Here is a 15,583-nt window from a genome sequence, read left to right as displayed (position 1 = left end):
ATTTGTAAAGTATAAAAAACACTATCATGAACGATATTAAAATTATGAACCATGCAGCTGATAACATCCGTATACTTTCGGCTGCTATGGTAGAGAAAGCAAACTCTGGACATCCTGGAGGAGCCATGGGAGGTGCAGACTTTATTAATGTACTATTCTCCGAATTTTTGATTTATGATCCTAAAGATCCTACATGGACAGGAAGAGATCGCTTTTTCCTTGACCCTGGGCACATGAGTCCAATGCTATATGCAGGTCTAACATTAAGAGGCTTCTTCACCCTTGATGATTTAAAACAATTCCGTCAGTGGGGCTCAGTAACTCCTGGTCATCCAGAACTTGATATATATCGTGGTATAGAAAACTCTTCTGGGCCACTTGGTCAAGGGCATGCTATGGCTGCAGGTGCAGCTGTTGCAGAGAAGTTTCTTGAGGCTCGCCTTAGTAAAACTATGATGCAGCATAAGATCTATGCATATATCAGTGATGGAGGTATACAGGAAGAAATTTCTCAAGGCGTTGGAAGAATTGTAGGAAACTTAGGACTCAACAATCTCATTATGTTCTATGATTCTAATGATATCCAGCTTTCTACAGAATGTGGAGTCGTTATATCAGAGAATACTGAAATGAAATATAAAGCTTGGGGCTGGAATGTCATCACCATTAATGGTAATGATGTATCAGAAATTCGACAAGCGTTAAACGCAGCAATAAAAGAAGAAGACCGCCCTACCCTTATTATTGGTAAAACCATTATGGGCAAAGGTGCATTGAAAGAAGATGGTTCTTCATACGAACGCAATATAAAAACACATGGCGCACCACTTGGAGGAAATGCTTATACAAATACAATTAAGAATTTAGGAGGTAATCCTGAGGACGCATTTATCATCTTCGAAGATGTTAAAACCCTATATTCAAAACGCGAGGAAGAATTGAACAATATTGTTCATAAACGCCGAACTGCTGAAGAAGAATGGAAAAAAGCAAACCCTGAAAAGGCTACTCTCATGAGTAAATGGTTCAGTGGGGAAGCTCCAGAAATAGATTGGAGTAAAGTTAATCAAAAAGAAGGCGTTGCCACTCGGGTTGCCAGTGCAGAATGTTTAAGTGTTTTAGCCGAACAAGTCCCTAATATGATTTGCGCATCTGCAGACCTTAGTAACTCTGATAAGACTGATGGTTTCTTAAAGAAAACTAAGAGTTTAGTTCGCAAAGACTTCAGTGGAGCCTTTTTCCAGGCTGGCGTGGCTGAGCTTACAATGGCAGATATGTGTATTGGTATGATGCTTCATGGAGGTGTTATTGCAGCAATGGGAACTTTCTTTGTATTTTCTGACTATATGAAACCAGCCATTCGAATGGCAGCATTAATGCAAACTCCAGTCAAGTTCATTTGGTCACATGACGCATTCCGTGTTGGAGAAGACGGCCCAACACATGAGCCTGTTGAGCAAGAAGCACAAATACGTCTCATGGAAAAGCTCAAAAACCATTCAGGAAAAGATAGTGTACGCGTATTCAGACCGGCAGATTCACATGAAACCACTATTTGTTGGAAACTGGCTATGGCCAATACAGCAACACCATCTGCTCTTATCTTGTCGCGTCAGGGAATCGAAAATCTACCAGAAGGCAATGACTATGAACAAGTAACTAAAGGTGCCTACATTATAAAAGGCTCTGATGAGAACCCTGATGTTATTTTAGTTGCAAGTGGATCAGAGGTATCTACCCTTATATCCGGAAGTGAACTGCTACGTAAAGATGGTGTGAAAGTACGTATAGTCAGCGCACCTTCTGAAGGTTTATTCCGTGAACAAAGTAAAGAATACCAAAATAAAGTTCTACCCTACAACGTGAAAAAGTTCGGATTAACAGCTGGTCTACCTGTTACACTTGAAGGACTTGTCGGCATAGGTCCTTATAGTAAGGTCGTTGGTCTACAGAGTTTTGGTTTCTCTGCACCTTACAAGGTACTTGATGAGAAGCTGGGCTACACAGGGAAGAACGTTTATGAGCAAGTTAAATCATTTCTTACAGAATCGTTAGAATAAATATTATATGGGAAAAAGTCTATAGACTTTTTCCCTATCCTTTTAACCTATAACACGGAATTGCTTATGGAAGTAAAGACAGTTGGTATCGCCTGCGACCACGCGGGCTTCCCTTTGAAACAGTTTGTGCTTGAGTATCTTGAGAAAAAAGGTTACCCAGTGAAAGACTTTGGCACATATAGTAGTGAGAGTGTTGACTATCCTGATTTTGCACATCCTTTAGCAGAAGCTATTGAACAGGGTGAAGTCTATCCTGGAATTGGCATATGTGGTAGCGGAGAAGGAATGGCTATTACACTCAATAAGCATCAAGGTGTTCGTGCAGGATTAGCATGGAACAAGGACATTGCACAACTAATCCGTCAGCATAACAATGCAAATGCTATTGTATTACCAGGTCGTTTTATTGACAATAAGACAGCAGAAAAAATCTTAGATGCATTCTTTAGTGCTACATTTGAAGGTGGACGTCATGAACGTCGCGTTAAAAAGATAGCACAATAAAAGCTTAAGAAATAAAATAAAGAGGAAAGTTCATTAGAACTTTCCTCTTTATTTATATTATTATTTTAACTACTATTCGTTACATTTATCCTACTGTTCATCAACGTTTCGGTCTAAGTTTTCTGGAAGGTGGAATTGATAGCTTCTGTTAAATACTTCTTCTACCTTATTAATTTCTAAGAAAGTAGTACCGCCTCCTTCACCAAAGCTACCACTAAGATAGGCTATCTTATCCTCATCTTTAATGTAACCTTTCTGCCTCAACATACGTAATGCAGCAAAGAACATGTATTGTGAGCTCACCTGTTCACGCTGATAAATTGGAATTACACCATAACTGAGATTCAGCCAACGTTGAGTTTTCTCATTATAACAAATGGCTAAGACTGGCACTGGGCCACGAAATGCAGCCAAATTACGTGCTGTTTGTCCTGTCTCACTGTCTGTAATAATACCAGCAACTCCTAACTTTCGCGTTGCATCTATAGCGGCATGTGCTAAGAATGCACGCTGATCCAAGTCCTCACTTGACAATGGAACCTCAATATCATCATTGAGACACTTATCTTTTTCGGCCTGTTCTGCAATGCGAGCCATGGTCTGTACAGCCTCAAGAGGATATTTTCCACTTGCAGTTTCACCACTCAACATGAGCGCATCTGTACGATAATAGATTGCATTTGCAATGTCAGTTACCTCGGCACGTGTAGGACGTGGATTATTAATCATTGTGTGAAGCATCTGTGTTGCCACAATTACTGGCTTACGACATGCCACACATTTACGAATGATATTCCGTTGAATGCCAGGAATTCTCTCTATTGGCACCTCTATACCCAAGTCACCTCGTGCAATCATTATACCATAAGAAGCATCTATAATTTCATCAATATTGTCGACACCTTCTTGGTTTTCTATCTTCGAAATGATTTTAATGTCACTGCCATGTTCGTCCAAAATATCCTGGACTTCCTTTATATCAGCCGCATTTCTAACAAAAGAGTGGGCAATAAAGTCAATATCTAACTCTATCGCTAAAAGGATATTCTGTTTATCTTTCTCTGTAAGTGCAGGAAGATCAATATGTTCACCCGGAATATTTACACTCTTGTGAGCTCCTAAAACACCATCATTCTGAACCTGAGCTACAAGCATTGGACCATTATTCTCTACAATACGCATATCGAGTTCACCATCATCAAACAGCAAATCGTCACCCACCTTTACATCTTTGGTAATATCTCGATAAGAAAGATTAATCGTATCATGTGTAGAATCCATCTCTGGACGTCCAAACACCTTTACCATGTCGCCAATCTTAAACTCTAAAGGCGACTCCACACCAGTCGTTCTAACCTCTGGCCCCTTTGTATCAATCATGATACCTATATGTGGAGATACGGCACGCACATTCTTTACAATAGTCCGAATACCTTCAGGAGTGGCATGAGCGGTATTCATTCGAACAACATTCATACCTGCAAAGAATAGCTTACGAATAAAGCTTTGGTCGCATCTTCGGTCACTAATTGAAGCTACTATTTTTGTTTGTTTCATATTGTTGGCTTAAATTTTCCTACAAAGTTAGTGCAAATATCGCATAAAACAAAGCTTTTGCCATTTGTTTTATTCCTTTTTCAGAAATCAAAGAATAAACTGCAATCCTGTAATTCTTTTCTTCTCTTAATTTACCTCTACTCTACATTCTACTTTAGGAATAACAAAATATGGCGTCAACTACTTTATAGCAACGCCACATCTTCATCTATTCTCCTTTTTTATACAATTAAATTTGACCAACATTAGCTGTTTTTCATCTCCTGTAACAGCTGTTTCTGTCGCTCACTTAGCCCTGTTGGCAACTTCACTTCATAAACGATAATCAAGTCACCATAGGTTCCATCGCCACGATTATAACCGCGACCACGAAGCCGAACCTTTGTACCATTCTGAGTTTCAGGCTTTACTTTTAACTTCACTTTTTGCCCGTTGTTAAGTTGTATGATGATTTCGCCACCCAGAAGTGCCGTATACATATCCAAACTTACCTTTGCTTCCATCTGTCCACTATGCTGTTGTTGCTGGCCACCAAAGCCTGATGAACGGAAATGTCCACCTCCAAAGAGGTCTTGGAAAAAGCTTGAGAAGCCACCACCCTCACCTCCATAGCTGTTAAAATCAAAGCCTTCAAAAGGATTTCCACCTCCGCTATATGCCCCAGATGAATTACCTTGGAATGCATCTGCCTGCTTCCATTGCTCTCCATACTTATCATACTTCGCACGTTTCTCGGGGTCATTGATGACATCATAAGCCTCATTAAGCGCCTGAAACTTTGCCTTTGCTTTTGGATCATTAGGATGTAGGTCTGGATGAAAAAGCTTTGCGCGCTTCCTGTAAGCTGCTCTTACATCCTTTTGTGGAATATTTCGGTCGACACCTAAAATTTTATAATAGTCTATAAAAGCCATAATTTTATTTCGTTTTGTTTATATTTATAATTTTTACTCAGTGGAACAATAGCAAAAAGCATGCCCAACTCCATTACGTTATGGGGTAAAACTGAATAACAATGAAAATAATTCTGTGTTAAATAACGTCCCAATTCTATAAAGAAGGAATTCAAATTTTATGTTCGACAAACGCAATGTCTTTCGTCATAACAGAATGTTTATTTTCTTGTCTTCAATCATTTATAAATCATTGATTATCAACTCATCTCATAAACCCATTGATTATCCGTGACAAAATGGCTGATATTAGTTGACAAAATGACCCACTTCCCTTTGTAAAATGATAGTAAACTATCACTAAACTCATTCAAATTACAAAAAGAAATTCAAGAGATAAATTTATGATTTGAGACCTCTGCAAAACCTACCACCCTCTCAATTCTCACCCATACACTCTTAGAAGAATAAATATTTTTGACCAAAAGATGCCGCTGGAGGTTATTTTTGAGTAGATAATAATCTTTTATCGGTGTATTTTCCCCTTATCTGATACAATTTGACACAATAATCCCTGGTGTTCGGTATAAGTTGTAGGCAATGGACTCCATTATATGCTGCGCATGTGTTTTTGAAAGTCCAACGTATCTTGCTATTCCAGCAACAAACCATCTATGCATAGAACCAAAGGTACGTTCTACTTTGTAGCGTGTCTTACTTATCGCAACGTTGATACGCTGCTGCCTTTCTGTAATTTCATGTCCTCTTGTTCCTTTATGCATGATACGACTTTTGAGTTTCATACGTTTGAGGGTTTCTTTGTTCTCCATCGAGTCATATCCTTTATCGGCATAGACAAGTGCTTTCCGTGGCAATTTAGCTTTCTTTAGGGGCGTTTCTAAGTGTTTCATATCACTTTCATTGGCAGCTGTCGTTTCCTCGGCAAGCACCAATCCGTTTTCATCCGTTACCGTGTGACGCTTGTAACCGAAGTGGAGCTTTCCCATCTTCTTTACCCAACGGGCTTCTGCGTCTACGTTAGGCTTGACAACTTCTTTGAGCATGGCTTTCTCCGAAGCCTCCATGTTCTCATCCTCTTTTCTATCCTCAACGACCTCATAGCTCTTACCTCCGCGGGGGCGACGGGGTGTATTCGTAATGCTGGCATCAACAATGGCACCACGCTTAACAATGATCCCTTTAGCTTCCAATTGCCTATTAAACTCCGCAAGAAGCGTATCATACAGATCCGCTTCAACAAGAACATTGCGAAAACGGCACACTATAGTACTGTCAGGGACAATATCTTCCATACCAAGACCTGCAAAACGGCTGAAAGACAGGCGGTCGTTAACCTGACCTTCAACTTCTCCGTCACTCAGACCATACCAGGTGCGGAGTAATTCAATCTTGAATAAAACAAGGCTGTCATAGCTGGGCCGGCCAGTAGACTTATAGCCTTTTGTATAAGCCACTTCTATTATAGCACGAATAGGTCCCCAATCAATGATTGTATTTATTTGTGAAAATAATGTCTGCTTGACCTTTCTTTGCCCAAGGAATAGGTCAACAAAACTTGGAGAGGATAACTTCTGTTTCATGCCATAAAGGTATAAAAAATATTTAAGAAAGACAAATTATAGAAGGGGTTTTGCAGAGGTCTCGATTTAATAAAAGATGACTAATTAGGGATATTCAGATTTTTTTTAACTAATTGTTTGTCAGCATCATATATTATTTGTACCTTTACATAAAATCCCCCGAACGACCCATCACGGGCAGAATCGGGGGAAACTTAAAAAATCGTCGTGAAGATACAAAAAATTTCTGATATAACACCAACTTTGCCCTTTACAGAGTTCGATTTTTTACAGAGCTATCGTGAAAGCTTTGCAAAAAGCGAACTTGGACGCATTCATTCCCAGCTCCCCCCTAAAGGAGTTGGCAGCAGAGTATACGAACCTTAGCCATAAGAGCAAGCGAGGCAACAAGCTTCTTTTCTCGGGTGAAGGAGAAATTGCCCTAATATTCCTTAAGTCACCTGAACTCGGGATAATCTATGTTATTTGCAGAATAAAGATTCATCAAAGTTTCTTTATCAAGCAACATAATGTTAGAAACTTATTTTTTGTCACAAAGAAAAAAATTAGTAACTTTGCGCAAATAACGAAATAAAAAATTAAAAGACAAGCTATGCTTACACTTAAACTCATCAGTGAAGAAACTGAACGTGTGATTAAAGGCCTGGAAAAGAAGCACTTTGAAGGTGCTCGCGAGGCTGTTGAAAAAGTTTTAGAATATGACAAAATACGTCGTGAAGCCCAGCAGAAGCTTGACTCCAATAAGCAACAACAGAACCAATTAGCAAAGCAAATTGGCAGCCTGATGAAAGAAGGGAAAAAGGAAGAGGCTGAAAATATCAAAACGACTGTTGCCGACTTGAAGGCTGCCGACAAAGCACTTCAGGAGATAATGGATAAGGCACAGGCTGATATGACTCATGTCCTTCTTGACATCCCAAACATCCCAAACAAAGATGTTCCTGAAGGAAAAGACGCAAGCAGTAATGTTGTTATCAAGGAAGATTTAACCAATATGCCTCATCTCGGCGACGAAGCACTTTGTCATTGGGATTTGCTTAAGAAATATAATCTTGTTGATTTCGACTTAGGTGTGAAAATAACAGGTGCAGGATTCCCCGTTTATATTGGTAAAATGGCCCGTTTTCAACGCGCACTTGAGGCATTCTTTTTAGATGAAGCACGCAAATCTGGCTATTTAGAAATACAACCTCCTTATGTGGTTAATGAAGCTTCAGGCTTAGGAACAGGACAGCTCCCAGACAAAGAAGGACAAATGTATCATGCCAACTTAGACAACCTTTTCCTTATTCCTACGGCTGAAGTTCCTGTCACAAATATATTCCGTGACGAGATACTTGATGAAAAGGACCTACCAATTAAGCGTTGTGCTTACTCTGCTTGTTTCCGCCGTGAAGCAGGTAGCTATGGTAAGGATGTACGTGGTTTGAATCGTCTTCACCAATTTGACAAAGTTGAAATCGTTCGCATTGATACACCGGAACACTCTTATCAGTCATGGCACGAAATGCTTGATCATGTTGAAGGACTATTGAAGAAACTTGAATTACCTTATCACTTGTTGCTTTTATGCGGTGGAGATATGAGTTTTACTTCAAGCATTTGTGTTGACTTTGAAACCTACTCAGCTGCACAACACCGCTGGTTAGAGGTTTCTTCTGTTTCAAACTTTGAAAGCTATCAAGCGAATCGTTTGCATTGTCGCTATCGCCACTCTGAAGACAAGAAGATTGAACTCTGCCACACGCTTAATGGTTCTGCATTAGCATTACCTCGCATTGTTGCGACTATCTTAGAGAACAACCAAACTCCTCAAGGTATCCGGGTACCAAAAGTACTTGTTCCCTATTGTGGATTTGAATATCTTGATGATAAAAACGATTAATATATATAACATCAGTATTGACCGATTGAATGATTTGTCAATGCTGATGTTTTCGCTTTAATTATTATTTCAACACACAAAAACATTATCTAATCTCCATGAACAAAATTATTTCAAAACAACAGTATTCAGAAAAAGTATTTTGTTTCGACATTGAGGCTCCTTTGATTGCACGGAGTCGACGGGCCGGAAACTTTGTCATCGTAAGAGTTGATAAAAAAGGTGAGCGCATGCCGCTTACTATCGCAGATTCTGACAAGGTTCGAGGAACAATTAAACTTGTCGTACAAAAGGTTGGCCTATCATCGACAAAGCTTTGTAATCTCAATGAAGGTGACTTCATTGCAGATGTGGTTGGACCGCTTGGAAACCCTACTCACATTGAAAATTATGGTACGGTTATCTGTGCGGGAGGTGGTGTAGGCGTAGCCCCAATGCTACCAATCATGCGTGCATTGAAGGATGCAGGCAATCGTGTATTGGCTGTAATCGCAGGACGAAACAAAGAACTTGTTATCCTCGAAGAAGAAGTAAAAGCTTCAAGTGACGCACTAATTATCATGACTGACGATGGCAGTTATGGAGAAAAAGGAGTGGTTACAATTGGCATTGAGAAGTTCATTCAACAGGAACACATTGATAAAGTATTTGCCATCGGACCTCCCATTATGATGAAGTTTTGTTGTCTTCTTACGCAAAAATATAACATTCCCACTGACGTCTCACTCAATACTATCATGGTAGATGGTACTGGTATGTGTGGTGCCTGCCGCTTAACTATCGGTGGTAAAACAAAGTTTGTATGTATTGATGGACCAGAATTCAATGGTGCTGAAGTTGATTGGGACGAGATGTTTAAGCGCATGAGCACGTTTAAAGCTGTAGAACAAGAAGACATGTCACGCTTTCAGGCGCATGTATGCAAAGATGAAGGTGCACCAACTGCCAAGAATCAATCGGTAAATCCTATCCAACAACATCACCAAGAGGCACAAGTTGTAGACTTAAAAGCTAAAGATCGCATTAAGACTCCACGTGTTAGCATGCCCGAACTTGACCCTGTTTATCGTGCAACAACTCGTTTAGAAGAGGTCAATCAAGGACTTACTGCCGAAATGGCTATTCGCGAAGCACAACGATGTCTTGATTGTAAGAAGCCAACATGCGTGGAAGGATGTCCCGTTAATATAAACATCCCGGGCTTTATCAAGCAGATAGAGAAAGGTAATTTCTTAGAAGCAGCACGTGTGCTCAAACAAACCTCTGCCCTACCCGCTGTTTGTGGCCGAGTTTGTCCCCAAGAAAAGCAGTGCGAAAGTCGCTGTATTCATCACAAAATGAAAAGCGAACCTGTTGCGATTGGTTATTTAGAGCGCTTTGCAGCTGACTTTGAACGTGAAAGTGGCCAAACAGTCTTGCCCGAACTTGCACCAAAGAATGGAATCAAGGTGGCTGTGGTGGGTTCTGGACCTTCTGGACTTAGTTTTGCCGGCGACATGATTAAAAATGGTTTTGAAGTTTATGTGTTTGAGGCTTTGCACGAGATTGGTGGGGTGTTAAAATATGGAATCCCCGAATTTAGGCTCCCCAACAGAATTGTAGAGGCAGAGATTGACAATCTTCGAAAGCTTGGCGTGCACTTCCAAACGGATGTCATCATCGGTAAAACCATTAGCATCGACGAACTGAAGGCAAAAGGTTTCCAAGGTATCTTTGTAGGCTCAGGTGCTGGTCTACCGAATTTCATGGACATTCCAGGAGAGAATGCACTCAATATTATGTCGAGTAACGAATATCTCACCCGTGTGAATCTCATGGATGCAGCCAATCCAAGCACAGACACCCCCATTAATTTAGGGAAAAAGGTGCTTGTTGTTGGAGGCGGGAACACAGCAATGGACTCTTGCCGCACAGCAAAGAGGTTAGGCGCTGATGTCACCTTGGTTTATCGTCGTAGTGAGGCTGAAATGCCGGCACGAATAGAAGAGGTGAAGCATGCAAAAGAAGAAGGTATTAAATTCCTGACCTTGCACAATCCAAAAGAATATCTAACAGATGAGAACGGCGCTGTTAAGGCAGCTGTGCTTGATGTCATGCAGTTAGGCGAACCAGACCAAAGTGGCCGAAGACGACCCGAAACTACAGGTGAAACAATTACGATAGAATGTGATCAAGTCATCGTGGCTGTTGGAGTTTCTCCTAATCCTTTAGTGCCCAAAAGCATCGAAGGACTGACTCTTGGGCGCAAGAATACTATCGCAGTGAACGATCAGATGCAATCCAGCCGTAAAGAAATCTATGCCGGAGGAGACATTGTTCGTGGTGGTGCAACTGTAATCTTGGCTATGGGAGACGGCCGACGTGCAGCAATGAATATGAGTAAACAGCTCACTGAAGCATGAATTTACACTGTCAGACGAATAGAAAAAGACATTTTAAATTAATAAAGTAGCTAAAGTTTCCCACCCCTTAAAACACTAACTTTTCTCATTTTCCTTTGCTTGTCGTCCCCCATATCCATTGACTGTTAACACGTGACTAACAGAAGTTATGCAGACTGTCCACATACTTCATCCCATTTTTCCAACGCTTCAGCCATTACAAGGATTTTGCTCATCTCTTTGTCGTTTCTGCTGATTGTAGCCATAAGGTGTTGGGGCGTTATTCCAAGCGTTTCTCCTAAAATGCGAAGAATGCGTTCGATACAGATAAGAACTCGTTTCCATAACGTGAGTGCCATGAGATCGCCCTCCATGTCTGAAAAGAGTTCGCCCATAGTTTGATATTCTGTGAACCGCTTTTCCAAGGCCATGACAGTATATGTAAGGTAACACAGCGTAGCATCGGCTATCTGGCTATTAAAGTAGCAACCTTGAAAATCTGCTAATCCGACTTTCTCACGCCACTCTTCCTAAGCATGGTGTCATCTATAATGACAGGCGAGATAATAGGTGACCGATGCCAAACTTGCCAAAAAGATGAAATAAATCATCATTCATTTGAGTTTTAACACTCAAGAGTTTGGGTAAACTCACTTATTTTCTTTATTTTTGCTTCCATAATAGTTTTGTTGTCTTGTCTTTAAAATCAGTTGTTTAGCGATTACTAATTTACAAAGAAAATTCGACAAACTGTTATTTTTCTATCTATTTATTTGGGTGGGAAACTTTAGTACCTAATCTAAGTTAAACAATGAGGAAAGAAAGTATCTTAAAGCAGGTCGTATTGCAAGAATATGGGGAGAAAAAGCATCTAAAACTTACCAGGGGGCAGTTTCTACTTTCATCTGAGTTTTATTCTGAGGTGGAGAGTATGTACAAAGAATTAGGTGGAATACTTGGAGAACCTCCATTGACATTTGGCTCGTGGGATATTTCAACCCCTGAGTTTATTCTGGAATTGGATGAGGAAAATCATTTCAATAGATATAGATTACAGACTTTAAATTCTAATATTTATCAGATGATAAATGGTTTCCGTTTAGATGAATATATGCGTTTCTGTACACAATACGAGTCTGGTTGCCGTAAGCATGGAGGATTTTGGAAAAATAATTCATCAGAGAAGTTGTTTGTAAAAAGTGATGATAATGGATGCTTAGATGGGGCTGGAAGTTCACGATGGAGGCAGCGTGCTTTTTATGACTTTCTAAGGGATGTTACTGGACTTATAATGGAAATCCCAGTTATTCGTTTGTCTATTTATCAAACATTTAAGGGTCGGAAAGTTTATGATATTATAGAGTCTAAAGATAAAGCTATGATTTTAGATTTGGTAAGGACAACAGTTAAAGAATGGGTGTAGATTTTTTTGTAACAATAGTAGCTTATGACCCTTGAAGAAGACAACCAATTATCCTACGACTACGCACACTGTGCTGGCACTCACTGCGAGAAAGCCAGTCAGTGTTTGCATCATACAGCCTACACGATGTGAGAAATGGGTAGAAGATAGTAGTATATGATATTAAACTTAAAAGTGATTACGAACTTCCTGTTTTATCAGCTCTTTAAATTAGTTTGTAAGGAACATTTTTCACGAGGAAATATCATGAAGCTATAATGACATGTGGGTCTGATTTAGATCATAAAGAAAAACAATAATTTATGGAAGATATTAAAGAACTATTGCATAAGATTCGAAGGTTTATAGATGAAGATGAATTCTTGAAGAAAGAAAAAAGTAAGCGTGGAGAAGACTTTAATGTTTTTAAGATAATGCACGTTGAGAATGATGAAGTTCGTACGCACTCAGCTATGCTTGCAGCTTTGATGGACCCAAAAGGTACGCATAGTTGTGGAACAATGTTCTTAGAGTTGTTTTGCCAGCAACTCCAAAACTTCGTTTGCGATAGTAAATACTCTAACTTTGTTTTTGATTCAACCAATGCTACTGTAAATATTGAAAAGTCGATAGGTGGTATCTCGAGGGATAAAGAAGAAGGAGGAAGAATGGATATTCTGATAGAATCAGGCAATGTACAAGGTGATAAGACAAAAGCTATTATCATAGAAAATAAAATTTATGCCAGCGATCAAACTAAACAACTCTATAGGTATTATCAATTTGCTGAGCAAAAGTATGGTTTGGAGAATTTCCTAATTTTATATCTGACCTTAGATGGACATTCTCCTCATGATATATCCGTTACTGGAAGCAGTAGGAAGATGAAGAAAAACGAAGATTACTTTTGTATTTCTTATAGAGATTTTATACGTCCGTGGCTTCAGAAGTGTACCGAGAAGGCTTTTGATAAGCCCTTAGTAAGAGAGACAATTATACAATATAGGAACTTATTATCATTATTAACGTATCAGAATATGGACGAGCAAAAACAGAAGGAGTTGATAGAATTACTTGCGAACTCCGAGAATATCTTTACTGCAATCCGAATACATGATAACTATAATCGAATCCTCAATAAGGTTATTGGTGTAGAGTTAAGAAAGCAAGTTGAGGAAATAGCCAACGAGTTGAGGTTGGAATTAGAGTTTCGGACAGAGGACGGTTATTGGCAACAGCAGTATAGTCACTTCCTTCTTTGGAAGAAGGAGTGGAACTATGCAAAGATATGCTTTGAATTTAAGAATGCTAATTTCAATAAGCTAAGCTATGGGATAAGGTATAATAGTCCAAAAACGAGAGAAGATAATGAAAATATTAAACAGAGAATCCAAGAAAAGACTCATGATGGACGTTCTGAAGAATGGTGGGCTTATATAAAAGATTTTAAATATAATGACTGGAGACGAGAATATGTATATAGAAAATTGTTTAACAAGGATATTCAAAAAGAGATAAAAGAATGCGTGCAGGACTTAATGAATTTGACAGAAGGCATAACTATGTAAATATAGATTTTGTAGGTAAAAGTCAAGTTGCCATTTGTTAGGTTTAAAACTATGTAGCAGTTTTAAGCGATTTTCTCCCATTCTCAGCGTTGAACCCATGGAACTGTTATCTGTACTAACTTTTGAGATAGCCCAGCGCTGAAAATGAACATTTTGATCTTTCAACCACGAGAAACACCTCTTCCACAGATAATGTTGCACCAGTCTGAATGGCATAAATAATGGCTCGTACGAGAAGTGACTTCCCATACGCTTGAAATCGGGCTCAATATCCTTTCTGTGAATAACGAGCAGACAAGGGGGGGTACAATTAACTGGAATAGTAACCAAGATTGGAAGAGAAGTACCCAAGATAAAACCGAAAGTAACCAAGATACACTGCCTGAAAATGCAATACGTCTAATGGTCAAAAGACAAAGCGAAAGAATCAGTTGAATAGCGGAAATACCATCGTGTTTCTCCAAAGAAAGCCTACAGAGTAGACGTCCAAGACCAAATTTTGAGAAAAGTGAGAGATTATCGCTACTCATCTTACTTTTAACACTCAAAAGCTTGGATATCTCGCTGAAATTGTCTAGTTTCGCATCCATAATAGTTACTCTTTAATTTATTGTTAATCAATGTAATAAAGCACTACAAAGTTACCAATAACTATTGAAAAACTGTTATTTTAAGCCAACTTTTTGAGGGTGGAAAACTTTAGTAAAGTAGTATTGAGAAGTAAACAACTAACTTTCTTATTAAAAAGCAGAGAGTGTAAAGTAAACATTGTCATACAACAATAAGATTAGTTTTATATCCATAATTCAATCATAGATTCCAAGAGAAGAGTATAGAGTCAGCTTCACACTTTGATAGTACGATATCAACGCTATTATATAAATCTTTAATTTGAGAAGGACTGTTACTACTATTGTAGTTTCTTTTAGCTGTATGATAGACATATTCCCATTTCTTTTTTTCAAAATAGTATGTAACAGTCAAAGATTCTCGTATACTTCCATCTATCGTCGTGTAAGTTTTGCCTCCCAAATATATATCACTTTCCCAAATTATCCTATTGTTCTTTATTAAATTGCGCTTTTGAAAATAACAAGGTACTCCGTCTTTTTTTTGCGGATTAACCCAAGTTCCACCCTCAGATGTATAGGAGGGGGAATATATCCAAGAAGAATCCAATAGAGGTAACTTTATAATACTCCTTTGGTCGTTAAAATTTATGCCATATCTATTCTGTTTATCAGCACAGCTAAATATCATTAATATGACACATAAAGAGCAAATCATACCTTTTAGACTTCCATTCTTACTGTTTCTGTCCATTCCCATATTTCTTTAATGTTATCACCGAGTTTTTATTGAAAAAATCGTTGAAGTAGCCCTATCTTATCTTGAAAACTGAACCTATGTAGTTATTCGGTAACTTTTGTTTTGCGTTCATCTTTTGGGGCTTCTCAATCGTATCTTCCTTTGTCAGTTATTACTATCGTTTATTTTGCAAAAATAGATATAACATCGTTACATTGCAAGTGATTTTACATTTTCTTTTGTGTTTCTGTCGTGTGCAGAAGCATGAAAAAGTTCCATTTGGTGTTTCTGACGTGTGCAGAAGCATAGAAAAAGTTTCATTTGGTGTTTCTGTCGTGTGCAGAAGCGCGAAAAAGTTCCATTTGGTGTTTCTGTCGTGTGCAGAAGCACGAAAAAGTTTCATTTGGTGTTTCTGTCGTGTGCA

The 15,583-nt window shown here is 38.9% G+C and carries 9 protein-coding genes and 3 pseudogenes; 7 read left to right on the top strand and 5 right to left on the bottom strand.

The features are described from left to right. Positions 1 to 26 precede the first annotated feature (26 nt). Together HMPREF9420_RS00845 and rpiB are read left to right on the top strand one after the other, a co-directional pair. Positions 27 to 2,060 carry a transketolase family protein gene (locus HMPREF9420_RS00845; RefSeq protein ID WP_007133480.1) on the top strand — a complete coding sequence of 678 codons (2,034 nt, stop codon included), beginning with the start codon at positions 27 to 29 and terminating at the stop codon, positions 2,058 to 2,060. Between the two features lie 66 nt (positions 2,061 to 2,126). Continuing rightward, positions 2,127 to 2,564 (top strand): ribose 5-phosphate isomerase B, encoded by a 438-nt coding sequence (rpiB, locus tag HMPREF9420_RS00840; RefSeq protein WP_007133479.1) that lies wholly within the window; start codon positions 2,127 to 2,129, stop codon positions 2,562 to 2,564. Positions 2,565 to 2,654: 90 nt separating this feature from the next. On the opposite strand, the gene pyk is transcribed toward rpiB, so the two are convergent. The 3 genes from pyk to HMPREF9420_RS00825 form a co-directional block, all read right to left on the bottom strand. Further along, positions 2,655 to 4,121: a pyruvate kinase gene (gene pyk, locus HMPREF9420_RS00835; protein WP_007133478.1), complete on the bottom strand. Its 1,467-nt coding sequence runs from the start codon at positions 4,119 to 4,121 to the stop codon at positions 2,655 to 2,657. A 245-nt stretch (positions 4,122 to 4,366) separates the two neighbouring features. Further along, complete coding sequence (locus HMPREF9420_RS00830; RefSeq protein ID WP_007133477.1) at positions 4,367 to 5,035, bottom strand: DnaJ domain-containing protein; 669 nt, start codon at positions 5,033 to 5,035, stop codon at positions 4,367 to 4,369. Positions 5,036 to 5,559: 524 nt separating this feature from the next. Continuing rightward, positions 5,560 to 6,615 carry an IS5 family transposase gene (locus HMPREF9420_RS00825; protein ID WP_007133476.1) on the bottom strand — a complete coding sequence of 352 codons (1,056 nt, stop codon included), beginning with the start codon at positions 6,613 to 6,615 and terminating at the stop codon, positions 5,560 to 5,562. Positions 6,616 to 7,207: 592 nt separating this feature from the next. Between HMPREF9420_RS00825 and serS the strand changes: the two genes are divergently transcribed. Further along, a complete protein-coding gene (serS, locus tag HMPREF9420_RS00815) occupies positions 7,208 to 8,500 on the top strand; it encodes a serine--tRNA ligase (RefSeq protein ID WP_007133474.1) in 1,293 nt (430 codons plus the stop codon). 98 nt (positions 8,501 to 8,598) lie between these two features. Then, on the top strand, positions 8,599 to 10,902 hold the full coding sequence (locus HMPREF9420_RS00810) for a bifunctional dihydroorotate dehydrogenase B NAD binding subunit/NADPH-dependent glutamate synthase (RefSeq protein ID WP_007133473.1): 2,304 nt from the start codon (positions 8,599 to 8,601) through the stop codon (positions 10,900 to 10,902). Positions 10,903 to 11,048: 146 nt separating this feature from the next. On the opposite strand, the pseudogene HMPREF9420_RS00805 reads toward HMPREF9420_RS00810, so the two are convergent. Then, a pseudogene (locus HMPREF9420_RS00805) lies at positions 11,049 to 11,390 on the bottom strand (IS4 family transposase); the annotation flags it as partial. Between the two features lie 302 nt (positions 11,391 to 11,692). On the opposite strand from HMPREF9420_RS00805, the gene HMPREF9420_RS00800 reads away from it, so the two are divergent. From HMPREF9420_RS00800 to HMPREF9420_RS00795, 3 genes and pseudogenes are all read left to right on the top strand, one after another. Next, positions 11,693 to 12,304: a DUF7255 family protein gene (locus HMPREF9420_RS00800; protein WP_007133471.1), complete on the top strand. Its 612-nt coding sequence runs from the start codon at positions 11,693 to 11,695 to the stop codon at positions 12,302 to 12,304. A 24-nt stretch (positions 12,305 to 12,328) separates the two neighbouring features. Further along, positions 12,329 to 12,433: pseudogene (locus tag HMPREF9420_RS15050) on the top strand (DUF6078 family protein); the annotation flags it as partial. 173 nt (positions 12,434 to 12,606) lie between these two features. Next, a complete protein-coding gene (locus HMPREF9420_RS00795) occupies positions 12,607 to 13,851 on the top strand; it encodes a PDDEXK-like family protein (protein WP_007133470.1) in 1,245 nt (414 codons plus the stop codon). Positions 13,852 to 14,252: 401 nt separating this feature from the next. Here the strand turns inward: HMPREF9420_RS00795 and HMPREF9420_RS14480 are convergent. Beyond that, positions 14,253 to 14,441: pseudogene (locus tag HMPREF9420_RS14480) on the bottom strand (IS4 family transposase); the annotation flags it as partial. Between the last annotated feature and the right edge of the window lie 1,142 nt (positions 14,442 to 15,583).

Origin of the sequence: Segatella salivae DSM 15606, assembly GCF_000185845.1 — a bacterium.
GTDB classification, from domain to species: domain Bacteria; phylum Bacteroidota; class Bacteroidia; order Bacteroidales; family Bacteroidaceae; genus Prevotella; species Prevotella salivae.
This window is presented reverse-complemented; position numbering and strand designations above follow the sequence as displayed.

Bases quoted from the DNA above. Each gene is read 5' to 3' on its own strand.
- pyk (WP_007133478.1), bottom strand. From the start codon at position 4,121: ATGAAACAAACAAAAATAGTAGCTTCAATTAGTGACCGAAGATGCGAC.
- HMPREF9420_RS00795 (WP_007133470.1), top strand. From the start codon at position 12,607: ATGGAAGATATTAAAGAACTATTGCATAAGATTCGAAGGTTTATAGAT.
- HMPREF9420_RS00825 (WP_007133476.1), bottom strand. From the start codon at position 6,615: ATGAAACAGAAGTTATCCTCTCCAAGTTTTGTTGACCTATTCCTTGGG.
- rpiB (WP_007133479.1), top strand. From the start codon at position 2,127: ATGGAAGTAAAGACAGTTGGTATCGCCTGCGACCACGCGGGCTTCCCT.
- HMPREF9420_RS00810 (WP_007133473.1), top strand. From the start codon at position 8,599: ATGAACAAAATTATTTCAAAACAACAGTATTCAGAAAAAGTATTTTGT.
- HMPREF9420_RS00800 (WP_007133471.1), top strand. From the start codon at position 11,693: ATGAGGAAAGAAAGTATCTTAAAGCAGGTCGTATTGCAAGAATATGGG.
- HMPREF9420_RS00830 (WP_007133477.1), bottom strand. From the start codon at position 5,035: ATGGCTTTTATAGACTATTATAAAATTTTAGGTGTCGACCGAAATATT.
- serS (WP_007133474.1), top strand. From the start codon at position 7,208: ATGCTTACACTTAAACTCATCAGTGAAGAAACTGAACGTGTGATTAAA.
- HMPREF9420_RS00845 (WP_007133480.1), top strand. From the start codon at position 27: ATGAACGATATTAAAATTATGAACCATGCAGCTGATAACATCCGTATA.